Genomic DNA, 23,990 nt, shown 5'->3' with positions numbered 1-23,990 from the left:
GCCCCAAGCCCCAAGTCAGGACCAAAAAAACAAACCACTAAGGCACTGAGAACAAAGAGGTTCACTTAGTGATTCTTCGTGAACTTAGTACCTCAGTGGTAAAAACCTTTTTAGCGATATAATAGATTTGAGCTATAGTATCGCTAGCCTTGAACTATAATATCTCTTAATTTTTAGTAGTAAAGAAAACCGGTTTCACAGTCAGCATCACCCAGGCCCAATGAATGGGTTCTTTATGCGAACCGCCTTTGAGGAATTCCATGGATTCGGTAGCCAACATGCTTGAGTAGCCAAGATGAACAATAGCTTGATCACTGATATTGTATTGCATACTCAGGTCAATTTCAGAAGCGAGGTATTTATCAAGCGTTTGATTATTATTGTCAACAAGGTTGTTTTGAAGAGCGAAATAGTGGTAATCGGCATTAAGGATGATTTTATTATTCAACGGAAAGTTGACCTTAAAATAAGGATTGATCAGGCCTGCACCTTTGGTGTGATTCGGTATGTTGGTGAAATAATCTAAGTGACCGTTATAACCGTGATTAGCTCCGTACAAAGGGTTGAAGGCTTTAAATTCATTTTCCTGTCTGGTGAAATCGTTACCGGAGAATATTTCAATTCCTGCGGTTAAATTGATCTTGTCATTTGGTTTTATTCCCCCGGAAAAATTTACATACCAGGCGCTTATATCCCTTCCGGCTTGCGTTTTACCACCCTGATAGTAAGCGTATAATTCCAGCTTTGAAAGTTTTGACTGGCGAACAACTGATCCACCTGTAATGAACCGCAGGTTCGTGGCCGTATCAGGATCAAGTTGCTGAAAACCATCCATTACAGCAAGCCCTGAAATCTGAAAATTGCTGATTTTTCGGTTGATCCATAAGTAGGATAAAGATTTGTAATTTCCCGCAATCTCTGGCTGGGTGTTATCGTAAAGTGTACCAAAAACGTTTTCGTTGCTCTGATTAAATGCGCCTCCCAAATGCAGTTTCCAGTCGTTTTCCTGGTATTTGAGTACCACGGCATCGTGCGAACGACCGGGTTGCCGCCAGTTATTCAAACTGAAAAGACGCTGATTATCGTACACCAACTCCTGTCGGCCGGCTTTGATACTGAACTGCGGGCAGAGCTTCACATCCACATACGCCTGATGAAGGCCGATTGACGGCGCAAACTGCAACGTGCCAACGTTACCCCATACACCTACTTGCTGGAACCTTACAAAAGCCGAGTATTTTTCATCTTCATACAACAGGTTGATCCGGCTTCGCTGGCTGATGAATGCCGCCATATCGTCATCAGGATTTGGAAGTTTTGAATAACCATGCCTTAGTTCGAGGCGTGGACGCAGTTCCCCGCTCAGGGTAAATTGTGCTGAAAGGTTCATGATAAAACCAATCATCAATCCAAGCAGTAGTAATCCCTTTTTCATTCTTTTGATTTTTTTATAGAATAGTTATTCTTCATTTCAAACGCTGACAGGTTCTTCGAACGCTGTCAGGTTTCACAGAGGATTTAATAGAACTTTAAACTACAATAATACAGAACTTTTTGACATTAAAAAATTGCAAAAATTGCAAATCGTTCCTAATAACTTTAGTCTTCACATTGTTGCATTTGAAACTTGAGCCTCGTCTCTTCTGTCTTGACTCTTGTTTCTTGTTTCTTGTCTTGGGTCTTGGGTCTTGGGATTTGGAATTTGAGACTTGGATCTTCAATTAAACGCTCCCTTCAAATACTCTTTTGTTTTTTCCATCTTCGGGTTGTTGAAAAACTCATTAGCAGGGCCTTGCTCAACCACTTCGCCAAGATACATGAAAACAATATGATCGGCTATACGGCGCGCCTGACGCAAGATATGTGTTACCATTACAATTGTGTAATGCTCCTTGAGATGCGAAAACTGCGCTTCAATGGCATTGCTTGAAATGGGGTCAAGCGCTGAGGTTGGTTCGTCGGCCAGGATAATTTCAGGATCCACCGCAAGGCCACGTGCCAGGCAAAGGCGCTGCTGTTGTCCGATGGATAAGGTATTGGCAGGTTCACGCAGCCGGTCTTTTACTTCGTCCCATAAATTGGCCAGGCGCAGGTAATGCTCCACTTTTGTTTGTAATGCTGCACGGTTATAAACACCATTGATTTTAAGCCCATAGGCAATATTTTTATAAATGCTCATGGGCAGCGGATATGGTCGTTGTGATAATAATCCCATCTTCCGCCTGATTTCGGTGATTTCCGTTCCAGCTTTGAGAATGTCCTTTCCGTCAATATAAATATGACCCGATAGTTCCATTTCCGGATATAGATCGGTGAGGCGGTTCATACTTTTGAGCAGTGTAGTCTTGCCGCAGCCAGAAGGCCCTAAAATGACTGTAACTCTATTGGGTGGGATCGCAAGATTGATGTTTTTAAGAATCTGCAATTTCCCGATCGAAAGGTTCAGGTCCTTGGTAATAATTTTTGCGTTGTTTTCCATAATCAGAAATTAATCTTGTTTTTCTGGAATCTTCCCGAACTCAAACGGGCCAATATGCTTATTGCAAGAATGAAAAATGTGAGCACTGCTGCAGCAGCATATGCCCTTTCCTGAACTTCAGGGATGGGCGAGCCAAGTTGGAAGAAAATTGCCAAAGGAAGCGTTGCTGTTGGTTGAGACAGTGAAGTTGGAATATGATCCGTGAAACCAGTAGTAAAAAGTACCGATGCAGCGTCGCCGATGCCTCTGCCGAATGCCAGCAAAACTGCGGTTATCACTCCCGGATAACATTGTTTCAGGAAAACTCTGTAAGCCGTTTCGGAACGTGTTGATCCCAATGATAATGCTGCTTCGTATAAGCCAACCGGAACGGTTTTAAACACCTCATCCATGGCCCGGACCATGATAGGGATAATGAATAGGGTCACAGTAAAAATACCCGCAATCAGTGAAGCTTTCAACCCGAAATAAATCATAATGGTGAACCCAAAAGCTCCGTAAACGATGGATGGAACTCCCCATAACAAATCAAGGAAGAAACGGATGGCGTTGATGACGATCTTAAAACGTTTCAAATAAATATTCATAAAAAGAGCCAGGGGCAATGAGACAAACAATGCAAGAAAGGTTGCACTAACTGATAAGTAGAATGAGCCAACTATCGCGTTGACAATGCCTCCTTCCTTCCCAAAATAATATCCTCCTTTCGGAGTCTGCGATACCATTTCCCATGATAAAACCGGAAGACCTTTATGTAAAATGCTGAATATGATCAATGCCAGCGACGTTACAATGAACACGGTTGAAAAAAACATCAGCGCTCTGAAAATCTTCTCTTCTATAAATTTGAACTTTTTCATTTCATTTGCTTTGCCTGGATTTATTGGAATAGTGGAGTACTGGAGTATTGGAGTATTGGAGTAATGGAGTGTTGGAGTAGTTGATAGGTTGAATGGTTAATTGGGTAATTCATTAATTGGTTAATTTGTAATTCGTTAATTCATTGAACTTTGAACTTTGAACCTCGAACTTAAGCATTTTACTTGGTTTCGAACCGTGAAATGGCAATTCTCGAAGCCAGGTTAAAAAGCATTACAACTACAAATAAAACCAGGGCTGAGAACATCAATGCCGACTGATACTGAGGTATTGACATCATCTCGCCATAATTATTGGCTATCAGCGCCGGAAGTGGATAACCGGGCTGAAAAACGCCTGTTGGAATTTTGACCACGTTGCCAACAACCATCAGCACGGCAATGGTTTCGCCAAAAGCACGTGAAACGCCAAGCCCCATCGCCGAAATAATTCCCGGAAACCCTTTTCTGACAATCACGTGCTTGATGGTTTGCCAGCGGGTTGCACCAAGTGCCAGCGATGCCTCGGTGAGTTCAGTTGGAATGCTCCGGAATACTTCAATCAGAATATTCAAAATAAAGGGTATGATCATTACAGACAATACAATAGCGCCAGTAAGTAAAGTGTAACCTGAAGTCTGAACGCCGAAAAATGGAGCTAGATATTTTGAGACTAACGGAACGATCACAATAATGCCCCAAACGCCATAAATCACCGATGGAATTCCGGCAAGAATATCAATCACCGGGTGCATAATTTTTAGCACATATTTTTTTGCATACTGTGTGAGATGAATGGCTGTGAGCAAACAAACCGGGCCGGCAATCAGCAATGAAAGCGCCGTGACCATCAATGAACTCAGAATAAAACCGAGCAATCCGAATTTCCCTGACATCGGCTGCCACTGCGAAGTGAATAAAATCCTGAAAAGGCTTTGCTCCTCTAAAAGCAATGTTGATTGAAGGTATAAACCAATGCCAAGCACAAACGGAAGAAATACTACAATGGCCAGGGCCACAATCATCCACGAAACATTGATCCTGTCGCGCAAGCGCCTGATAATTTGAAACGAGGTCACTAATTCAGCTTTTTAAGTTCTTCTTCAATCACTTGGTCGGGCAACGCAACATAACCTGCTTCATCCACGAACTCTTGTCCACTTGTCAATATCCATCGCAGAAGCTCTATCACTTCTTTCCTCCCGGGTTTGCTTTTTGCCACAAAATAGAGAGGACGTGCGGGTGGAGCGGGGTATATTCCATCGCGGATGGCTGTGTTGAGTTCATCCAACGTATCATAAAAATCCTCTTCCGGGTCAATCTTGCCATTTTGATTCAGGTCAAGTGGAATAACTACGAGTCCTGGATAGGGACGGCGGGTTTGGAGGTCATATACGAAGTTCACGTTGTTGTAGCCCATTCCAAAGGGATCGTTTTTAACGGCGCTTGCAATTCCGGGATCGCCAAAAACGCCGGTACCAAGCAGATTTTCCTGATGCTTGCCAAGGTACTCGGCAAACATTTCGGCAGCGCCGCAGGCATCGGATCGGGTGTAGACGTGAATAGCATTATCATCTTGAATATTCAGCAGGTCTTTCCATTTTGTGATGGATTGGTTCAAATATATTTCCTGAAATTCTTCGCGCGTTATTCCACGTTTCAGAATCTGTTCCTTAAAAGGATTGGTTTCATTTATTACCGGGATTACCGCATCTTTTGTGACCCCAACATACCAAACTCCTCTGTCAAGCTCGGCTTGAGTGAAACCACGGGAAAACATTCCCAAATCAACCATTCCCGACATGGCATCTGTAAAACCCTTTCCGGCTCCCCCGGCTGAAATATCAATCCGAACCCGCGGATGCAACTTACGGAATTCCTCCGACCATTTCACAGTCATCGGATATAAGGCCCAGGCTCCGGAAATGGAAATTGTGCCTCGTAATTCATCGCCATCTGATGCTTTTTGTGATGACGGCCCCTGGCAGCCTGATCCCGGCAAGAAAAATAATCCAATTGCCAATGCCATTAACCATTTGTAATATTTTTTTTTCATGATTGTAAAGTGTTGATATATAAATAATAACCTTGTAAATAACCTGCTGAAGCATCAGGCAAAGAACATTTGTTGATATTTATTTACAAAACAACACATAATGTCAATAGATTTAGTGTATATTTGTGTTATTGTTTTAATACCTGTTAATGAAATTCTTTATATAAAATCATTAAAAATTATAGCCTTATGGAAATCCTGTCATTAAAACAGAAGATAGGCTGGCTGCAGGAACTATCTTTGCCCTTCCTTACCGATGAGGAAATCAATACGATTGAGCGCGCATCGGTAAGGCTTACTTTTAAAAAAGGCGAAACCATTATCAAGCAGGGCGGGCAGTCAACCCATGTAGCCTATCTGGAAAAAGGAATTGTGAAATTCAATTTTGAGAATGAACTGAACAAGAACCTCATCCTGGCCATTGTATCCTCTCCGAAGATCTTAGGTGGTGCGAATCTGTTCTACCAGAACAATAACCTGTTTTCGATCGTTGCAGTCGAAACTTGCGAAGTAATCCTCATTGAATCCAATGCAGTACTTGAATTACTTAAGCAGAATGCGCAGTTTTCGTTTACCCTCCTTCAGATCACCTCAGAGATGTTTAAAAAGACCATTGTTAACTTTGTGAGCCTGGCTTCGAAGCATAAAGAAGGCAGGATTGCTGACATTATCATTCACCTGGCCGGGAATGTTTACCACAGCAATACCTTCCAGCTTTCTTTGACCCGGAAGGAACTGGCGGAGTTTGCAAGTTGCTCGCCTGAGAATGTTATTATGACCTTTTCACGATGGCAAAAGGAAGACCTTATTAAATGCACTGGTAAAGTGCTGGAAATATTAGATATTGATAAATTAAAGCTCATCAGTAAAAACGGATAACCATGCTCACGCAAAAAACCCGCTACGCAATTTTTGCACTTGTTAAGCTTGCAAGGGATTATGATAAAGGCCCAATTCAGATCAACCAGATTGCCGAAAGCGAAAAAATTCCAAAACGCTTTCTTGAGGCAATTCTGCTGGAGTTGAAAAACAACGGTTACCTTGACAGCAAACTGGGAAAAAACGGCGGCTATTTCCTGAATAAAAAGCCTGAACAGATTAACCTGCTCGAAATAGTCCGTCTCTTTGAAGGCGCAATTGCATTGTTGCCATGCATCTCAGAAAAATACTATCAGCCCTGCTCGCAATGCAAGGTGGAAGAAACCTGCTCCATCAGACATACATTTAAAGACATAAGGGAATATACCTACAATAAACTGGCAGCAACAACATTGGCTTCTTTAATTTGAATTATCAAACCCAACCTTTTGGATCAATAAATATGGTTGGCTTTAGGTGTGCTACTAAAGGTCAATTTGCCCCTAAATTACTCACTTCGTTCGTGAGATCGCTTCGCTAAGTTCCCTAAAGGGGACTTCCACAGCCTGCTGATTTTTGGCGTTTCTCCGCCGCGGCGGATCAGGGGTTAAAAACGATAAAAATCAGCAGTTTGTGATTGTTTTGAGTGGATTTAATATTCAAATTACTTTAGTGTGATTGCACAAAAACAATTCTGGGTTGTTTAATATTTGTCCGCATAAAGCCAGCATTTTGAAATATTTAAGAGCAGCAACATGCTTTTCTACAAAATTCACAAGTACTCTAAAGCCCATACCACATGAAAAAATTAATTAAAGTTCTTGCCATTACCTTAGTGGTAATCTTTGCGCTCATCATAGCGCTGCCTTTTATCTTCCAGGGGAAAATTATCCGTATGGTAAAAGCTGAGATCAACAAAAGCATTAATGCCAGGGTTGATTTTGGAAGCGCCAGTCTTAGCCTGATCAGAAGCTTCCCCGATTTCTCACTCAAGTTGAATAAACTTGTAATAACAGGAAATCAACCTTTTGAAAATGATACACTGTTCCACGCTGAGGCACTTCGGGTCATACTGGATGTGCGAAGTGTTTTTCGTGGAAGCCCTTACGAAATCAAGGGAGTTGACCTCAACACTCCGGTGCTGAGCCTGTTGGTACTTGATGATGGTTCATACAACTGGGACATAGTGCTGCCTGATGAAGCAATTGCTGAACCGGATTCAGAAATGCTTTCTGAGGACCCGCTAGTGATTGATATTAATGAATTAACGCTGAATAGCGGCAGGGTTCTTTATAACGACAGGCAAATGAATTTCCTTATGCTGCTCGAAGGCCTGGATGGAAGCATAAGCGGAAACCTTTCCACCGGGCTTTCAGATATTCACTCAGAGGTCACAGCAAGTGATCTGATCATGATTTATGAGGATGTCACTTACATGAGCAATGTAAAGGTCAATTACAAAGGCCTCTTTGCTGTGGACATGGATAAAGAATATTATACAATGCGCGACACCAGGTTATCTCTGAACGACCTGGGTATAGACATAGAGGGCGGTTTTGGTTTCGTAGACGACGACATAACGATGGACATCAACTTTCAGTCAGCCGATAAAAACTTCAGGAGCCTTTTGTCGCTGGTTCCTGCTATATATGCAAGGGACTTTGAAAAGATAAAGGCTGATGGTCAATTCTCGCTCAATGGCCATGTAAAAGGCTTATACGGAGATAATTCCATGCCGGGCTTCGGTCTGAACCTTGATGTGGATGGGGCAAATTTCAGCTATCCGGATTTACCTGAGAATGTAAGGGATATTTATCTCATCACCCGTATTGACAACAAAACCGGCGATATGGACGACACAAAGATTGAAGTTGACCGCTTCGATTTCACCCTGGCCGGCAACCCGGTAAAGAGCAGGTTTTCTTTGAAAACGCCTGTCAGCGATCCGGAAATGGATATGACCATGATAGGCAAAATTGATCTTGCGAGCCTTTCGAAGGTTGTGCCGCTTGGCCAGGATGAATCGCTACAAGGACTACTCGATTTCGATGCCAGTTTTGCTGGTAAGATGTCTGATATTGAAAATGCACGCTATAACAATGTTACAGCAAATGGATTTTTGGTTCTGAGCGACTTGATCTACCGATCCACGGCTATCAATCTGCCTCTTGCAATTCACCGAGCAAGAATGGATTTCACACCGGCATTTATTAGCCTTGTCAACATGGATATTACCATTGGTAAAAGCAATATGGAAACCTCGGGTAGAATTGTAAACTATCTGTCTTATTATCTGGGCGAGGGTTATCTGAAAGGAAATATTAACCTGAATTCAGAAACACTTGACCTGAACGAACTGATAGCAGCAATGCCTGAAGAAACTGAATTGCCCGCAGATACTTTGGAAGCTGCCTACCAGATACCTGACCTTCCCGAACGCATTGATTTCACGATGAATGCCAGGGCAAAAAAAATATACTATGAGGCTTATGAACTCAGCAATGCCGTTGCAAACATTACTTATAAGGACCAGGTAATCCGGTTTAGTCCGCTTGTTGCCGATATGCTGGCCGGAAATATTGAGATAAGAGGTGTGTTTGATGCCACTGATAAAACCTCAGGCTTCTTTGATATGGACTTCAAGATTACCAAATTCGATATCCCAATGGCATATCAAAGTATCGGCATGTTAAAACTGATTGCCCCGGTAGCAGAAAAGGCAAGTGGTACTCTTTCAACAGGGTTGAAGCTGCGTGGCAGATTAGATCAGGACTTCAATCCTAAGTATGAAACTTTCCTTGGTTCCGGAAATTTGCAAACTTCCCAACTGAGGATTGACTCTGTTGAGGTAATGAACCAAATTGCAACGCTACTTGGAAATCCTGACTATAAAAGAATGGTTACTGATGGATTGAGTTTTGCATTCGACATATTGAAGGGCAGTTTCTTCCAGAAACCTTTTACAATAAATTATGGAGGAACAAGCACTATCATTGGCGGATCTGTTGGGTTCGACCAGCAAATTAATTATGACCTGGTCTTTCAGATTCCTTACGATAAGTTTGGAACCAGCGCTAACCAGGCAATCAGCAGCATTTCAGATGCTGCTGCAAAAAAAGGAATAAACATTTCACCCGGAAGTCATCTGAATGTCAACGCAAAGCTTACCGGTTCTGTTACAAGCCCTAAAATTGGACTTGACTACAAGAGTGCAGCAAGCAATATCAAAACAGAGATTGAAGGCGCTGTGATGCAGGAATTGGAGAAGCAAAAAGAAGAGGTGATGAAAAAAGTGAGTGAGGAAGCTGATAAAATCCTAAATGAGGCCCAACGACAAGGCGATGAACTGATTAGCAAGGCTCAGGTTGCTGCCGACAGAATCCGCTCAGAGGCTACTTCTGCAGCTGAAACAATAATAAGCGAGGCCGGAATCCAGGCAAAACGAATAGAGGATGAAGGTAAAAGCCGGGGTATGATAGCAGAACTGGCTGCCAAAGAAACTGCCAAACGGGTCAGGACGGAAGGAGACAATTCAGCTCAGAATGTTATAAAAGAGGCAGATAAAAGGGCCGCTGATGTGATGACTGAAGCACAGTCGCAGGCAGATGAGATTATGCGTAGGGCGCGGGAGCAAGTGGATACGCTTTAGGCATTTTTTTGTTCAGACACCGTTCGATCGCTCCAAGCGGTCTGACGAATAATTTCCGGACAGGTTCTTAGTCGACGATTATGCTTAGAGCACATGATACTCGGGCTAACCATTCTTTTGATAGAATCTGTGCACTATTCAAGTGAGTGTGGAAGTACATCAATAAATGGACAAGCTTTTTTTTAACAAACTTTTTGGCTTGACCCAAAAAGTTACAAACCCGCCTGCCAGACGGGCAGGAAGATCAAGGCTTAATAAAAACTCCTTGAATACTACGTCAGGTTTTGGCCGCGCAGCACGAACCGTGCCGCAGCATACATTTGTTTTATATAGTTTTGAGCTCAGCCCGGCACTCTGCGTGCTACTGGCGCTAAGCCCGCCCTGAGAAATGCATCCGTTTTTCTTCGTAGTTTAGTTTGGTAGCTTTCTCAGGGCTTACCCTGCAAAACCTTCCTTGTATTGCTACGGAGTTTTTATTATGCCGCTCAGCACTTCGCGAACGTTGCTTTAGACACCCGTCCAACCGCTCCAAGCGGTCTAACGGGTAATTTCCGGACAGGTTCTTAGCCGACGATTATGTTTTGAGCACAGGATACTTGGGCTAACCATTACTTTGATAGAATCTGTGCACTATTCAAGCGAATGTGGAAGTACATCGATAAATGGACAAGTTTTTTTTAACAAACTTTTTGGCTTGACCCAAAAAGTTACAAAAAGGTCAAGGCTTAATAAAACTCCTTGAATACTACGTCAGGTTTTGGCCGCGCAGCACGAACCGTGCCGCGGTATACATTTGTTTTTCATAGTATTGAGTTCAGCGCGACACTATGCGTGCTGCTGGCGCAAAGCCCGCCCTGAGAAATGCATCTGTTTTTCTTCGTGGTATAATCTGGTAGCTTTCTCAGTGCTTACCCTGCAAATCCTTCCTTGTATTACTAAGGAGTTTTTATAATGCCGTCCCAGCTCTTCGCTGACAGTATAGCTTCAGAAATTAAATATCGTGTCCACTCCAAAAAGTCAATTTGTGACGTTTCGGAGTGGACTTAATATCGCGGTTTTATTAGGTAAATCAACCGGTCTGCGTTAAATATTTTTACAGAATTTTAGCTGTTTTTATCAAATTCGCTTAATTGCGATCGAAAAATATTGCTCACATTAAAAATATTGTAATTTAGCACCCGACCTGACGGTTACTCATTTTCCGAGCTCCTGCAACAAATTAGTCTAAACACTTAAAAGTAATCGAAATGAAAAAACATTTTTTACCCGGCACATTTACTTTATTGCTTTGCCTGCTTTTTAGCGCAACAGTTTCCAAAGCACAGATTTCTGTGGTTCATCTTTCTGACGACCAACAGGCTTACAAAAATGAAGGCATCTATTATGCTTTGCCCCAAACTTTTGTACGTGTTGATGTTTGGGTTGATAAAGTAGAAACTTTCCGTGGGCCTTACGCAGAATACGCCGCCCGCTTGCTCGGCCTCGAAAACGTTGCCAGGGTGAATTCTGCCTCCTATCACATTTCAGGGGTTAGCCTGAGTACTTACCACGAGGCAGATCCAAACCATTTTTACTTTGCACAGGTTCCAAAGAAAAAAACCAAGGAGCTTCGGTTTTCTTTGAGCCCAGAAGGAATCATGCAATCGGCCAGGTGGGAGGAAACCGTGAAAGAGCAAAAACAATCCAATGCCATTATCCTTACCCGCGAATCTTCGCTGAGGTCGGAATTCGTTGATATTACGGTTCCCAATATTATTGAACGCATTGACACATTCATGCGTAAAATCAGTGTTGATACCACCACTTTTGAAGAAATCTTTTTCCGCAAAACTTTTATCGAAAAAACCACCGAGCAGAAAGCACGGGAAGCGGCAAATTTTATTCTCAAGCTCGAAGACCAGCGGTTCAGCTTGCTCACAGGCTATCAGGAAGTCAACTATTCTGCCGAGGTGATGCAGTTTATGAACGATCAGCTCCGTCAGCTGCAGGATGAATACCTGGCACTTTTTAAAGGGAAGACCGTAACTACCACCAGTCATTATAGTTATATTTACAAACCTGAGCCTGGTAAGGAAAATGATCCTGTTACCCTTTTTAAATTTGCTTCAAACCGTGGGATCGTAGAAAAGGAATACCCGGTTGGAGAACCGGTTCAGCTATCCTATCGTAAATTAGGAAACACAGCGCAAATGAGCAGCCACCAGACCTTGCGTGAACAAGGCAACCGAAAATATACCGGTTTCTATTACCGCATTCCCGATAAAGCAAGTATCAATGTAAGAATGGGTGAAGAAAGCCTTGCCGAAAGCCAGTTTCTTGTGAACCAACTTGGTGTAATCAGTTTCCTGCCATACAAAAACGTAAGGGAAATTCAGTTTTATCCTGAAACCGGGGCAGTTAAATACCTGATGTTAAAATAATCTCAACCCTTCAAGGCTTTTCTGATCCGAACCAGTTTTGTGAGCAGTTTTTCAAGCTTATCCAATGGAAGCATGTTTGCGCCATCGGATTTGGCATTGCGCGGATCGGGATGGGTTTCGATAAACAAGCCGTCAACTCCTGCAGCAATACCGGCGCAGGCAATGGTTTCTATCAGTTCGGGCAGACCGCCAGAGACCCCGCTGCTTTGGTTGGGCAACTGCAATGAATGGGTAACATCAAGAACCACAGGGTATCCGAAAGATTTCATTACCGGAATATTCCTGAAATCAACGATTAGATCATGGTAACCAAACATGCTGCCCCGCTCGGTGAATATGATGTTGTCGTTTCCGGCAGCGGCTACTTTTTCTGCTGCATAAGCCATAGATGCGGCTGACACAAATTGCCCTTTTTTAATATTGACTACCTTTCCGGTTCTCGCGGCTGCCTGCAGGAGTTCGGTCTGCCGGCATAGAAAAGCCGGAATCTGCAAAACATCCACAAAGGCAGCGGCTTTTTCGGCTTCTGCTTCGCTGTGAATATCGGTAAGGGTTGGAATGTCGAACTTGGAACCCACCCGGGCAATGGCTTCCAGCGCCTTTTCATCTCCGATCCCGGTAAAAGAATCTCCTCTCGAACGGTTTGCTTTTTTATACGATGCTTTGAAAATGAAAGGGATTTCAAGCCTGTCGCAGATTTCCTTGATCCTGGTGGCAATGGCTTCGGGCATTTCGGTGTCTTCGACCACACAAGGGCCGGCAATCAGAAAAAAGTTTCCTGAATCAAGGTGGCGTTGGTTTAGAATGCTATTTAATACTGAATCCATGTATGGTGCTTGTTTGATTGCAAAAGTATAGAAACCGTTAGAATAATTAACTGTTGCAATCTATAACTTTAAACGGGTTCGAGATGAATGGTAATTGAATTTGATTAACCTACGACTATCAATACCCATACTTCTTCTTCCACAGCGCCTGCAGGTGTTTTCTGATCTCGAGTTCACGGGCGTTGTGTTGGGGGTCGTAGAATTTCTTGCCACTTAATTTTTCGGGCAGAAATTCCTGCTCGGCAAAGTTCTGATCAAAATCATGAGCGTATTTATAGCCTTTTCCATAACCAATTTCGTTCATCAGCCGTGTAGGGGCGTTGCGCAAGGGTAAGGGCACGGGCAGGTCGCCGGTTTTGCGAACCGTATCCAGCGCCTGGTTCATGGCCAGGTAAGAAGCATTGCTTTTTGGCGAAGATGCCAGGTAAATGGCGGTTTGAGAAAGTATGAGCCTGCACTCGGGATAACCGATCACATTCACGGCCTGGAAACAACTGGTCGCGAGCAACAAGGCATTTGGGTTCGCATTGCCAATATCTTCCGAAGCAAGGATGAGCATCCGGCGTGCAATAAACAAAGGATCTTCGCCGGCTTCAATCATGCGGGCAAGCCAGTAAACGGCCGCGTTGGGGTCGGAACCGCGCATGGATTTGATAAAAGCCGAGATCACATCGTAATGCATTTCGCCGCCTTTGTCGTACAAGGCCAGGTTTTGCTGAATTACCTCCAGCACTTTGTCGTTGGTGATTTCCAGGGCCATGTTTGAGGCAGGTTCTGAACCGATTACCAGTTCAATGGCATTGAAAAGTTTACGGGCATCACCTCCTGAAATTCTCAACAGGGCTTCGGTTTCGCGGATTTCAATCTTTTTCCCGGTTTCATTTTGAATATGCTGAACCGCATGGGAAAGGAGTTTCAATAAATCGTCTTTGCCCAGTGATTTCAGGATATACACCTGGCAACGCGACAGCAGGGGAGAGATCACTTCAAAAGAAGGGTTTTCGGTGGTGGCACCAATCAACGTCACAATTCCTTTCTCAACAGCGCCGAGCAAGGAATCCTGCTGCGATTTGCTGAAGCGGTGGATTTCATCAATGAACAGTATCGCATTACCGGCATTTTCTTTGGCGGTTGCTATCACCTCCCTTACATCTTTCACACCGGAACTAATGGCACTCAACGTGAAAAACGGCCGCTGAAGCTGCTGCGAAATGATAAATGCCAGGGTGGTTTTGCCAACTCCCGGCGGTCCCCAGAGGATCATAGAAGGAATATTACCCGACTCAATGGCCTTGCGTAAAATCGCCCCATCACCCACCAGATGTTCCTGCCCGATAAAACCATCGAGCGATTGTGGCCGGAGCTGCTCAGCGAGCGGTATATTATTAGCGTTTTTCATTCTGCCGGCCAAATTACTATTTTTTCCAGCGATAGTATCGCTTTAAGCGATGCTATCGCTAAAATCAACTTAGCGAAGAGAATATTATCTTCGCAAAAAAAAAATATTAATGGACTTACAACTCAACAACCAATTTTTTATCATTTGTGGCGCCGGCAGTGGTTTTGGAAGGGCCATAGCCGAACGCCTTGTGAATGAAGGTGCCAACGTGCTGGCAATTGCCCGTCGCGGGGATACGTTGACTGAACTAAAAAGTATGAACCCTGCTGCTGTTGAAATCCTTCCAGGAGAACTTTTCAGCGCTGATTTCCTCGATGAACTTTTAAGTGTGCTCAACGGCCGCATTCCTGATGGAGTGCTTGTTAACGCCGCTGGCCCGCCAGCCAGTTCATTTCTTGAAACACAATTGAAGGATTGGGATGAAGCCTACAATCATCTGCTGCGCTGGAAAGTGGATTTGTTGCAGCGGCTGTTGCCTGGCTTTATTCAAAAAGGCTATGGCCGGATTGTAATGGTTGAAAGCGTTTCGGTAAAGCAGCCTGTTGAAAACCTGATACTGAGTAATTCCCTGCGCATGGCCGTTGTAGGAATGGCCAAAACTATTGCCAACGAGGTAGGTTCAAAAGGGATAACCATCAATGTAATGGCTCCGGGATATCACGATACGCCTGCTATGGAACGTTTGTTCGCAAAACGAAGTGCTACGAAAGGCATTACAGCTGTTGATGCTCGTAAGTCCTTTGAAAAAGAACTGATGACCGGCCGCATGGGCGATCCGGCTGAGTTTGCCATGCTGGCTGCCTGGTTGCTTTCACCAACATCGGGTTATATTACTGGGCAAACTTTCAGCGTGGAAGGAGGATTGTCAAAATTTGTGTTCGGATAAAAATTACAGGGCAATCATCGTTGGGTCAACATCCCTTGTCCAGTCGTAGAAGCCACCTTCAAGCAACCATAGGTTTTTGAATTTGTGCTTTTCGCGCAGGTAAATATAAGCCTGGTCGCTTTTCATGCCATAGGTACAGCCCAGCACAACCATGCCGCTGCGGGATATCTTGTCAATATTCGTGGGAATATCTTTCTGAAAAATATTTATCGAGCCGGGGATATGACCCGCTTCAAATTTTTCAGGTTCGCGGATATCAATAATCTGGATTTCTTCATTTTTATCAAGCCTGGCTTTTAGCTCAACCGGAGTAATCATTCTCATAGTGGCAACAGTCTATTTGGTCTCTTCAAATCCGAATAATTGTTTTTTCTTGATAAAATCTGCTACAAAACGAGGAACCATTTCTTCCCATGTATGATCGCCATGTTTTATTTTATCCAGCACATGTGTTGAAAAAATGTGCATGTATTTCTTGTTGGCAGTTGCAATATCCAGTATTTTCCGGTTTTCGAGCAGGTGCATGAACAGGTGTTTGATGCCTGGTGGCACAGCTATGTTTTGAATATTTGAAAGGTTCCCATTGCTGTCGAGCGATGGATAAATATACATTTTTGCATTTTCGGGAAAAAGTTTGCCAAATGCTTCCATGATCCCACCTTTCAGGTTCTGATAATATTTTTCGTCAAGAACCTTCCGGAAAGTGAGGATGCCAATAACAATCCTGAGTTTGATGATCCTGAACTGTGAAAGATAGGTCACAAGTTTGTAAAATTCACGATAATTTGAAACCATCACATTTTGGCCTAAGCTGTTGAGCAGGTCAACCCGGTCGAGGAAATCGCGTTCATCAAATACACCTTCTTCCAAGAGGTTGCGAAGGGTTATTTCGCATAGCGGCAACGTATTTTCCTTGTCATAGTCCTCATCACGTTTAAAAATGCCGAAGCTGGTTTTGAGCATATCAATCCCAACGTAGGTAATTGGCCTGAAACTGCCGCGAAAAACCAGAATATTCTTCTTGTAAAGCATATCGGCAGGTTCCTGAACTTTACCGTAGCGATCGAACATGGTCGCGCTGGTCATCCCGTTTTTTACAAGTTGCACCGCCAGCAGCCGGTTGTCAATATAGCCGAGTTGAGGCCCACCCATGTGGATCATGGTTATTTCAACGCGGTCGGTGGAGAGATTATCAAGCAGTGACTGCAAAAACGTGTTGGGCCACTCCCAAAAATAAAAGCAGGCGTAAATTAGGTTCACACCAAGAATGCCGAGAGAATTTTGCTGAAGGAGATTGTCGTTTTCATGCAGGCGTACATGCAGGATCACACGGTTGGGAAGATGGCCGGGTTCGAGCTGAAAGTCAACGCCCAACCAGCCGTGGCTGACATTGGTTTTCTGATAGTTAATGGTGGAAACTGTATCGGCAAATGAGAAGAAACGAGTGTTCTGATCGCGGGTTCCTGCAAGCAGCCTGACCATTTCCTTATACTCTGTATCAAGCATGAGTTCGAGGCGTTCGCGCGAAACATAGCGTTTCATTTCTTTGCCTTCGCAATACAAGGCATCGCTGAAACGCTTGTCGTAAGCTGAGATGGTCTTGGCAATTGTGCCCGATGCGCCGCCTACCTGAAAAAAGTTGCGGGCAACTTCCTGTCCTCCGCCAATTTCGGCGAAAGTGCCAAAAATCGTTGGGTCAAGATTTATTGCTAATGCCTTTTGGTTCGCATTGAGTATTTCTCTTTCGTCGCTCATGGTATGAATGGCAGGTTACAGGAGTACAACAAAGATAGGCCTATTTGGTTGAAACGTCCTTGCCATGAAAAATTGCGATGCGTGGATTATATTGGTGATAGATCAAAATTTATCCTGGATTGAAATATCATTTGGTTGGCTTGGTTGATTGCTGATACAACTATTTCATTGCCCGGATTGTTATCGTGCGAACCCATAATTGAAATCGTTTCACCTTGCTTGAGTTCTTTCAGGTAGTTGACCTGTATCCGGCAGTTCCTGATTGGGAAAATGCTTTTAGTCTGCAAGGCATCAAAGATGTATTCGAGGTATTTTGCATTGTTCACATGCAGGTTAACATCAATATCAGAATAGACCGTGCTGCGTTTTGTCAATAGAGTCATTTCAGCAGGCTCTGCAATTTTGCCGGGCAATTCGTCAATGGCCGGTTGAAGGTCAAACAAGGGAAGATCAAATCTTTCATTAGCAGGATTGACCGGCCTTCCGCTTTTTGCATCCATCATAAGCCATGCTGTGGTGGCCTTGCCAATATTACCGCCATCCTGCGAATAAAATCTGAAATCGCGTATGGCAAACAGTCTTTCGATGCCTTTGGGCCAGGTTTCTACAATGAGATCTTCATCAAACTTCACATTGCCATGCCACTCAAGGATTACCCTCGAGAGTATCCAGAAAATGCCTCTTGGGTTAAGCTGTGTGTATCCGAACCCAAGTTCCTCGGCGTTTAAGCCGGCAGCTACCTGCATGAAATTGAAAACAGAACTTATTTTGAGATGATTGAATTCATCGGTTTCGTACGATCGGATTTTAAAGGTGTATTTTCCAGGTAGGTTCATATTGCATGTTTTTTCTTGCCGGCGGCAAAGATAAAGCGTTTGTAAGAGATAGGCAGACTTTTATATTTCAGCTTTGAGCCTAGTCGGGAAATCACAAACTGCTGAATTTTATCGTTTTTAGCCCCTGACCCCTAAAGGGGAACCGCTAAAATTCAGCAGTTTGTGAAAGTCCCCTTTAGGGAACTTAGCGAAGCGATCTCACGAACGAAGTGAGTAATTTAGGGGCATAACGACTTTTCAGATCAGGCACAGCTTTTAGTTTAGTTCATTCTAAAATTCTTTAATTGCCGTTGGCTTCAGCCAACGGCAATTAAATTCAGCAAGTTGCACGGCTTTAGCCGCATTAAACAATTCTTAGAATTGAATTCAACCTTTGTGTGCGCGAAGCTTTATTCTTTAATTTGCGCTGCCAAATTATTACTTCATGACTACACTTGATGCTGTACTTGAATTTCTTAAATCAGTCACCTTACTAACTGTAAGCCAGCTTATAAGTATTTTTGGGATTCTTTTTATTTTTGGATTGGTCTTGTATTTTCTGGCCCGCAACACAAGGCGTGTTTATATGAAATCGGTGGGTTCAACCCTTGACATCATTGTTACCGGCTGGATTGGAACCCCGGTTCATGAACTGGGCCATGCAATTTTCTGCCTTATCTTTTTTCATAAGATTGAAAGGATCAAACTTTTTGATCCTAACCCCAAGGATGGCTCCATTGGTTATGTGATCCACAGTTACGATCGCAAAAATATCTGGCATCGCATAGGGAACTTTTTTATTGGGGTGGGACCCATTATTTTTGGCTCAATCGTGTTATATGCTGCTATGTATTATCTGGTTCCGAATATTAAAGGTGTTTTCAGCGAAATTAAGAAACACGGCGCTACCATAAGTTCGCTCGAACTCAGCAACTGGCAATTTGCCTATAAATCTCTGCTTGATGCAGTTACAATCACCCTGAAAGCCCTGAGCAATCCGGCTAATTTTACTGAATGGCAATTTTGGTTATTCATCTATCTTTCAATGAGCATCGCCTCGCATATGGAACTTAGCCCACCAGATCTCAAAGGCGCTTTGGGAGGTTTCATCACACTGGCCTTATTCATTTTCTTTCTGAACCTCTTCGTCATGGTACTTGATCATGCCGGTCTCAATAAGGTCTTTGGCAGTTTCTGGAAATACATCAATCTGCAAACCTATATGGGAAGCATTGCCCGTGTTACAGGTATTGCCACCGCCTTGTTTATTTATGCTACCATTATATCGGCTATCAATTTTGTTGTGTCGTGGTTGCTGTTGTCTATCTATACGCTCATCCGCCATCGTAGAGTGATCAACCCATTTTGGGGGTAGGACCTATTGTGATGCGGTGATGCAGTGATGCTGTGATACAGTGATACAGTGATACTGTCAGTGCTGCTGTATGGAGATATGGAGTTATAGAGTGTTGGAGTAATGGAGTAATGGAAGGGATCCAAGCCCCGAAGAATGAGGGGATTGAAGCCCTGTTGCTTCTCCTCTTCAGCTGTTCTCGCAATCTCGTCTCTCAGTCTCGCCTTATCATTTTCCCAGCTATGCCAAGATCGCCTACTTTTTCCGCCGTACCAAATACCAAACAAACCTGATTCTCGTTTAATCATCGCATTGTATTTATGTTTTGAGTATTTTAGCCCGCTGAAAAACCCATGCTGTCATCGTTTCTGATTCCAATCTTTTTCATGAAAAAAATGCATTTTCCTACTATCAAGCCGCTGATCTTTACCTTCTTATTTCTTTTCTCTGCTGTGCAGATTGCATCTTCGCAAATACGGACCTATTTGCAGGAAATTGAAGCCTGCCCGGATGAACTCTTTTCAATGCCTGTATATGTTGAAGATCTTTTTGGAGTTGATTCGTTTTTGATTGTAATTAATTACGATCCTGCAGTACTAACCCAGAGTGGACATGAAAATATACATCCCAGCCTGCTTCCCGATGACTTTAGCATAGACTATTCAACCGGGGTTATAACCATGACCTTTGATTCTGATATACCTTTAAATATCGGCAATGACAACCTTGTATTTTTCAGGTTTACGCCGGTTTCGGGCTCAACGGATCTTAACTGGGATTTTACAAGTGGATATTATTTCCAGGGCCAGGCACTAGCTGCAGAATTTATAAAAGGAAGTGTGGATGTTTTGCCTGAGATTACGATTGAATTGGTTCAGATTCCTGAAGAAGTTTGCCCTGAGAGTTTTGATGCCAGCGTTATTGCAAGCATTGGCGGTGGCACGCCTCCCTACACTTACCAGTGGATTGGCAGCCCGATTCAAGTGCTGAGCGATAGCATTGCCCGCAATCTCGCTGCCGGTGGGAGTTACACCATACGGATCACAGATGATAAAGGATGTGTGAAGGATTCAGTATTTACAGTCAAAACCAGGACCCTGAACGAGATTGTAATCACGGCGGTTCCTGATACAGTTTTTATCTCTAATCCTTCGGTTGTTTTTTCAGCCGAAAATCTTTCCGATCCTTTCATCACAAATTACTTCTGGCGTTTTGGTGATGGTGACTCCGTTAATGCCGCTGTTCCTGATGCCCCGCATATTTATTTTAATGCCAAAGAGTTTGCCAAAGAAGGCGGACAGGAGTATGAAGTAACGCTGACGGTGACCAATGAGTTCGGCTGTGATACAACAATCCTTTACACAATCCTGCTGCGCGAAGCTCCGATTTTTGTTCCCAATGTGTTCACACCCAATGGCGACGGCGCCAACGACGAATTCAAAATCGTTCGCGATGACGATAAAAACAAAATCATCAGTGATGAGTATTTGCGTCTCGAACTCGAAGTTTTTAATCGCTGGGGGAAAAGAATTTACTCAAGCGATAATTATCAAAGCAATTGGGATGGCGGCAATGCCTCCGATGGGGTATATTTTTATGTGCTGAAAGCGATCGGCTTTTATAAGATTGACACCTTCAAAGGTGCAGTGCATATTATGCGTTGAGATGATCTTGCTTTTTCACGGCCAACGTGCGAACGCTAAGCTTTTCAGACCACTTCGATCATTGAATCACTGAATATTTTCTCGCCCCGGTAGCAAAGAAATAATCTTGCGATTGTCACCACATCTTTCTCGCAATAGCGTGATATGCGTTCCAGGTCATTGTCCTGCCAGTAAACTTTGCCTACATCGCTTCCCTTGATATCGTCTTTTGGGGTCGGAATGCCGAAAACAGTGGCAAGCAGTTCAAGCGAAGTGTAATTTTTATAATCACCAAACCGCCAAAGTTCCATGGTATCAAGATGGGGAACCTCCCAGGGTTTTTTGCCTGAATGATCGAGAATGGCAGGAAGCGGAATCTGGTTGATCAGCATTCGCCGGGCTATGTAGGGAAAATCGAATTCTTTTCCATTATGCGCACAGAGCAAACGGTTGGATTTGAAGAAATTTTTACCAAGCATTTGTGCAAACTCCTCAAGCAGCACTTTTTCATCATGAGCTGCAAATGATTTCAGGCGGAACTTCCCGCCGTGAAAAAATCCAACAGATATGCAGATAATTTTACCGAACTCAGCATAGATGCCTGCTCTTTCATATAGTTTTTCAGGCGTATCAGTTTCTTCCTGTTTCAGGCGTTCGGTTTTGTGATCCCACAAAGCTCTCAGAGTTTCAGGAACTTCAAGGTAATTGGCATACTGTGGCACCGTTTCAATATCGAGAAACAGGATGCTGCTGATGTTTAAATTATTGAGCATGGCGACGGATTGGATGATTCAATAGCCGGTAAATTTATGAAAAAATGATTCTCAAAAAAATCCAATCCGAATAATCTGGATTTTGGCGTTCAGAACAATTCCTCTTTACGCAGGTTTACTGCTTGTAAACAAAGGCATTGATGTTCATTCCGGCGCCAACAGAGGCAAAAAGGATTACATCACCTTCGTGGATTTGATGGCCGTTTAACTCACCTTTCAGAATCATATCGTAAAGTGTTGGAACCGTGGCCACTGAACTATTACCCAGCACGTGAATGTTCATTGGCATCACATCGCTTGTTTCTACCCGCACTCCATAAAGTTTGAAAAAGCGCTTCACAATGGCTTCATCCATTTTCTCATTGGCCTGGTGTATGATCACCTTTTTTAGGTCTTCAATCGGGATTCCTGATTTGTCCATAGCAATCTTCATTGCAAGCGGAACATTGGAAAGGGAATACTCATAAACTTTACGGCCAAACATTTTAATATAGCGGGTTGCAGGATCGCTATCGGGTGCATTTGATTTTCCCATGTACAGATAACCAGCTTCTTCATTTGTATGCGACATAAAGGAAGTAGAGAGGATCCCTGTTTTTTCATCCGACTCCCGGGCTTCAACAATCACTGCTCCAGCGCCATCTGAAAAAATCATGGTGTCGCGGTCGTACTTATCAACTACCCGCGATAGGGTTTCTGACCCAATCACCAGGCAGCGTTTGGCAAGACCAGAGCGGATAAACGAATCAGCCTGTATCATCCCCTGTATCCAACCAGGACAACCAAAGATAATATCGTAAGGAATGCAAGAAGGGTTATTGATTTTCAACAAATGTTTGACCCTTGACGCCAGGCTGGGTACCGCATCGGATTGTACGCTACCTTTGATTACATCGCCAAAGTTTTGGGCCACGATAATCTGATCAATGGTTTCGCGATCAATGCCTGCATCGCTGATAGCTTTTTCGGCTGCAATTGCAGCAATATCAGAATTTGTCTGGTTCTCATTTACCCAGCGCCGCTCGGCAATGCCGGTAATATCGCGGAATTTACTTACTACTACTTCGCCGGGAGTATCAATGAGGGATTCATCTTTTTCGAAAAAAATCTGTTTGGTAAATTCGGAATTATGAATTACAAGGCTTGGAATGTAGCTGCCAGTGCCGGTAATTATAGTATTCAGATGTTTCATTCTTTTAAAAACTAAATTTTAGGGTTTGTAATGGTACTAACAAAACGAATACAATGTGAAAATGTTTTTTGAGAACTTTTCTGTGGGCTTTCTAAGTTTGTCAAATTTTTATCAGAACCGTTTACAATATTAATTTTGCAAAAATACAGTTTTGTGAAATACCAGCTAATTTTAACTGAAGACGGCTCGCACACTATTTACATGGAGGAGTTGAATGAGCACTATCATTCGGTGTATGGGGCGTTGCAGGAATCCCGCCATGTATTTATAAATGCGGGCCTTAAAGCGTGTAATAGTCAGCAAGTCAATATCCTTGAAATAGGTTTTGGAACCGGCTTGAATGCGCTCCTAACATTTTTTGAAGCCGAGGCTCGAAACCAGCAAATTCATTACACTGCCTGCGAACCTTTCCCCGTGACAGAGATGATGTGGAAACAACTCAACTACGCAACATTATTCACTGAAGAAAATGCTTCAACAATTTTCGATTCGATGCATGCCACTGAATTCGGCCGTGAAGTTCAGATGAACGGGAATTTCACTTTTCAAAAAATTGCACAAAAAATTGAGAACGCCAATCTGCTGGAGAATCATTTTCACCTTATTTATTTCGACGCTTTTGCTCCCGCTGTACAGCCAGAGCTCTGGACTTACCAGATTTTTAAGAAACTGTTTGATGCAACTGACAATGATGGGGTATTGGTAACTTATTCTGCTATGGGCGAAGTACGGCGCTCAATGACAAAAGCGGGTTTCAAGGTTGAGCGATTACCCGGTCCGCCTGGGAAAAGGGAAATGCTAAGAGCGATGAAGAAATCTTATCACTATGGTTCTCTATAAATATGTTTATCCACTACGTGGAATTATATAGGAACCAAACAATCGTTCTACAATACCTTATCCGCTACGCGGAAAATTGCAGCAGCAGTGTTAATCGAAGACCTTAAATAATGACAGGCATGAAGATTAAATCCAATCAAAAAAATAGTTTAATGCGGAAAATGCTCCGCAAATTGCTGAATGCAAT

Annotated in this window: 21 protein-coding genes; 9 read left to right on the top strand and 12 right to left on the bottom strand. The window is 43.3% G+C overall.

Translation table 11 applies throughout. The annotated features are described in order from the left end of the window. Positions 1-166: 166 nt before the first annotated feature. From IH597_10120 to IH597_10100, 5 genes are all read right to left on the bottom strand, one after another. Entirely contained in the window at positions 167-1,435 is a 1,269-nt protein-coding gene (locus IH597_10120) for an alginate export family protein (protein MBE0662815.1), read from the bottom strand. A gap of 282 nt (positions 1,436-1,717) precedes the next feature. After that, on the bottom strand, positions 1,718-2,479 hold the full coding sequence (locus IH597_10115; GenBank protein ID MBE0662814.1) for a phosphate ABC transporter ATP-binding protein: 762 nt from the start codon (positions 2,477-2,479) through the stop codon (positions 1,718-1,720). 2 nt (positions 2,480-2,481) lie between these two features. Then, positions 2,482-3,339 (bottom strand): ABC transporter permease subunit, encoded by an 858-nt coding sequence (locus tag IH597_10110; GenBank protein ID MBE0662813.1) that lies wholly within the window; start codon positions 3,337-3,339, stop codon positions 2,482-2,484. A 179-nt stretch (positions 3,340-3,518) separates the two neighbouring features. Further along, positions 3,519-4,361 carry a phosphate ABC transporter permease subunit PstC gene (gene pstC, locus IH597_10105; protein ID MBE0662812.1) on the bottom strand — a complete coding sequence of 281 codons (843 nt, stop codon included), beginning with the start codon at positions 4,359-4,361 and terminating at the stop codon, positions 3,519-3,521. 53 nt (positions 4,362-4,414) lie between these two features. Next, a complete protein-coding gene (locus IH597_10100) occupies positions 4,415-5,392 on the bottom strand; it encodes a PstS family phosphate ABC transporter substrate-binding protein (protein ID MBE0662811.1) in 978 nt (325 codons plus the stop codon). A gap of 189 nt (positions 5,393-5,581) precedes the next feature. On the opposite strand from IH597_10100, the gene IH597_10095 reads away from it, so the two are divergent. The 5 genes from IH597_10095 to IH597_10075 all read left to right on the top strand — a co-directional run bounded on the left by IH597_10095 (position 5,582) and on the right by IH597_10075 (position 12,319). Then, positions 5,582-6,271, top strand: a complete 690-nt coding sequence (locus tag IH597_10095) for a Crp/Fnr family transcriptional regulator (GenBank protein MBE0662810.1) — start codon at positions 5,582-5,584, stop codon at positions 6,269-6,271. 2 nt (positions 6,272-6,273) lie between these two features. Then, a complete protein-coding gene (locus IH597_10090; GenBank protein ID MBE0662809.1) occupies positions 6,274-6,681 on the top strand; it encodes an Rrf2 family transcriptional regulator in 408 nt (135 codons plus the stop codon). A gap of 368 nt (positions 6,682-7,049) precedes the next feature. Next, a complete protein-coding gene (locus IH597_10085) occupies positions 7,050-9,899 on the top strand; it encodes an AsmA family protein (protein MBE0662808.1) in 2,850 nt (949 codons plus the stop codon). A 166-nt stretch (positions 9,900-10,065) separates the two neighbouring features. Further along, positions 10,066-10,284, top strand: coding sequence for a hypothetical protein (locus IH597_10080; GenBank protein ID MBE0662807.1), 219 nt, complete (start codon positions 10,066-10,068; stop codon positions 10,282-10,284). A gap of 862 nt (positions 10,285-11,146) precedes the next feature. Further along, positions 11,147-12,319, top strand: coding sequence for a DUF4831 family protein (locus IH597_10075; protein MBE0662806.1), 1,173 nt, complete (start codon positions 11,147-11,149; stop codon positions 12,317-12,319). Between the two features lie 2 nt (positions 12,320-12,321). Here the strand turns inward: IH597_10075 and kdsA are convergent, their stop codons facing one another. Together kdsA and IH597_10065 are read right to left on the bottom strand one after the other, a co-directional pair. Continuing rightward, positions 12,322-13,146, bottom strand: a complete 825-nt coding sequence (kdsA, locus tag IH597_10070; GenBank protein ID MBE0662805.1) for a 3-deoxy-8-phosphooctulonate synthase — start codon at positions 13,144-13,146, stop codon at positions 12,322-12,324. Between the two features lie 118 nt (positions 13,147-13,264). Next, entirely contained in the window at positions 13,265-14,545 is a 1,281-nt protein-coding gene (locus IH597_10065; GenBank protein ID MBE0662804.1) for a replication-associated recombination protein A, read from the bottom strand. A gap of 109 nt (positions 14,546-14,654) precedes the next feature. Between IH597_10065 and IH597_10060 the strand changes: the two genes are divergently transcribed. Next, positions 14,655-15,431: an SDR family oxidoreductase gene (locus tag IH597_10060; GenBank protein ID MBE0662803.1), complete on the top strand. Its 777-nt coding sequence runs from the start codon at positions 14,655-14,657 to the stop codon at positions 15,429-15,431. 3 nt (positions 15,432-15,434) lie between these two features. On the opposite strand, the gene IH597_10055 is transcribed toward IH597_10060, so the two are convergent. The 3 genes from IH597_10055 to IH597_10045 all read right to left on the bottom strand — a co-directional run bounded on the left by IH597_10055 (position 15,435) and on the right by IH597_10045 (position 18,022). Beyond that, entirely contained in the window at positions 15,435-15,755 is a 321-nt protein-coding gene (locus IH597_10055; GenBank protein ID MBE0662802.1) for a rhodanese-like domain-containing protein, read from the bottom strand. Between the two features lie 12 nt (positions 15,756-15,767). Next, complete coding sequence (locus IH597_10050) at positions 15,768-17,186, bottom strand: TonB-dependent receptor (protein ID MBE0662801.1); 1,419 nt, start codon at positions 17,184-17,186, stop codon at positions 15,768-15,770. 86 nt (positions 17,187-17,272) lie between these two features. Beyond that, entirely contained in the window at positions 17,273-18,022 is a 750-nt protein-coding gene (locus IH597_10045) for a hypothetical protein (GenBank protein ID MBE0662800.1), read from the bottom strand. A gap of 424 nt (positions 18,023-18,446) precedes the next feature. On the opposite strand from IH597_10045, the gene IH597_10040 reads away from it, so the two are divergent. Both IH597_10040 and IH597_10035 read left to right on the top strand, forming a co-directional pair. Continuing rightward, positions 18,447-19,376 (top strand): hypothetical protein, encoded by a 930-nt coding sequence (locus IH597_10040; GenBank protein ID MBE0662799.1) that lies wholly within the window; start codon positions 18,447-18,449, stop codon positions 19,374-19,376. Between the two features lie 365 nt (positions 19,377-19,741). Then, positions 19,742-21,019: a gliding motility-associated C-terminal domain-containing protein gene (locus tag IH597_10035; GenBank protein ID MBE0662798.1), complete on the top strand. Its 1,278-nt coding sequence runs from the start codon at positions 19,742-19,744 to the stop codon at positions 21,017-21,019. Positions 21,020-21,063: 44 nt separating this feature from the next. On the opposite strand, the gene IH597_10030 is transcribed toward IH597_10035, so the two are convergent. Both IH597_10030 and IH597_10025 read right to left on the bottom strand, forming a co-directional pair. Beyond that, positions 21,064-21,771 (bottom strand): 3'-5' exonuclease, encoded by a 708-nt coding sequence (locus tag IH597_10030; protein MBE0662797.1) that lies wholly within the window; start codon positions 21,769-21,771, stop codon positions 21,064-21,066. 115 nt (positions 21,772-21,886) lie between these two features. Then, positions 21,887-22,954 (bottom strand): ketoacyl-ACP synthase III, encoded by a 1,068-nt coding sequence (locus IH597_10025; protein ID MBE0662796.1) that lies wholly within the window; start codon positions 22,952-22,954, stop codon positions 21,887-21,889. A 162-nt stretch (positions 22,955-23,116) separates the two neighbouring features. Here IH597_10025 and mnmD point away from each other — a divergent pair, with 162 nt between their 5' ends. Then, positions 23,117-23,803 (top strand): tRNA (5-methylaminomethyl-2-thiouridine)(34)-methyltransferase MnmD, encoded by a 687-nt coding sequence (mnmD, locus tag IH597_10020; protein MBE0662795.1) that lies wholly within the window; start codon positions 23,117-23,119, stop codon positions 23,801-23,803. Positions 23,804-23,990: the final 187 nt, after the last annotated feature.

Source organism: Bacteroidales bacterium (genome assembly GCA_014860575.1).
Lineage (GTDB): Bacteria > Bacteroidota > Bacteroidia > Bacteroidales > JAAYJT01 > JAAYJT01.
The sequence above is the reverse complement of the archived record's forward strand: the minus strand, read 5'-3'. Positions and strand labels throughout refer to the sequence as shown.

Coding starts and splice junctions, on each gene's coding strand:
- IH597_10120 (MBE0662815.1), bottom strand. CDS start 1,435: ATGAAAAAGGGATTACTACTGCTTGGATTGATGATTGGTTTTATCATG.
- IH597_10115 (MBE0662814.1), bottom strand. CDS start 2,479: ATGGAAAACAACGCAAAAATTATTACCAAGGACCTGAACCTTTCGATC.
- IH597_10110 (MBE0662813.1), bottom strand. CDS start 3,339: ATGAAAAAGTTCAAATTTATAGAAGAGAAGATTTTCAGAGCGCTGATG.
- pstC (MBE0662812.1), bottom strand. CDS start 4,361: ATGATTGTGGCCCTGGCCATTGTAGTATTTCTTCCGTTTGTGCTTGGC.
- IH597_10100 (MBE0662811.1), bottom strand. CDS start 5,392: ATGAAAAAAAAATATTACAAATGGTTAATGGCATTGGCAATTGGATTA.
- IH597_10095 (MBE0662810.1), top strand. CDS start 5,582: ATGGAAATCCTGTCATTAAAACAGAAGATAGGCTGGCTGCAGGAACTA.
- IH597_10090 (MBE0662809.1), top strand. CDS start 6,274: ATGCTCACGCAAAAAACCCGCTACGCAATTTTTGCACTTGTTAAGCTT.
- IH597_10085 (MBE0662808.1), top strand. CDS start 7,050: ATGAAAAAATTAATTAAAGTTCTTGCCATTACCTTAGTGGTAATCTTT.
- IH597_10080 (MBE0662807.1), top strand. CDS start 10,066: ATGGACAAGCTTTTTTTTAACAAACTTTTTGGCTTGACCCAAAAAGTT.
- IH597_10075 (MBE0662806.1), top strand. CDS start 11,147: ATGAAAAAACATTTTTTACCCGGCACATTTACTTTATTGCTTTGCCTG.
- kdsA (MBE0662805.1), bottom strand. CDS start 13,146: ATGGATTCAGTATTAAATAGCATTCTAAACCAACGCCACCTTGATTCA.
- IH597_10065 (MBE0662804.1), bottom strand. CDS start 14,545: ATGAAAAACGCTAATAATATACCGCTCGCTGAGCAGCTCCGGCCACAA.
- IH597_10060 (MBE0662803.1), top strand. CDS start 14,655: ATGGACTTACAACTCAACAACCAATTTTTTATCATTTGTGGCGCCGGC.
- IH597_10055 (MBE0662802.1), bottom strand. CDS start 15,755: ATGAGAATGATTACTCCGGTTGAGCTAAAAGCCAGGCTTGATAAAAAT.
- IH597_10050 (MBE0662801.1), bottom strand. CDS start 17,186: ATGAGCGACGAAAGAGAAATACTCAATGCGAACCAAAAGGCATTAGCA.
- IH597_10045 (MBE0662800.1), bottom strand. CDS start 18,022: ATGAACCTACCTGGAAAATACACCTTTAAAATCCGATCGTACGAAACC.
- IH597_10040 (MBE0662799.1), top strand. CDS start 18,447: ATGACTACACTTGATGCTGTACTTGAATTTCTTAAATCAGTCACCTTA.
- IH597_10035 (MBE0662798.1), top strand. CDS start 19,742: ATGAAAAAAATGCATTTTCCTACTATCAAGCCGCTGATCTTTACCTTC.
- IH597_10030 (MBE0662797.1), bottom strand. CDS start 21,771: ATGCTCAATAATTTAAACATCAGCAGCATCCTGTTTCTCGATATTGAA.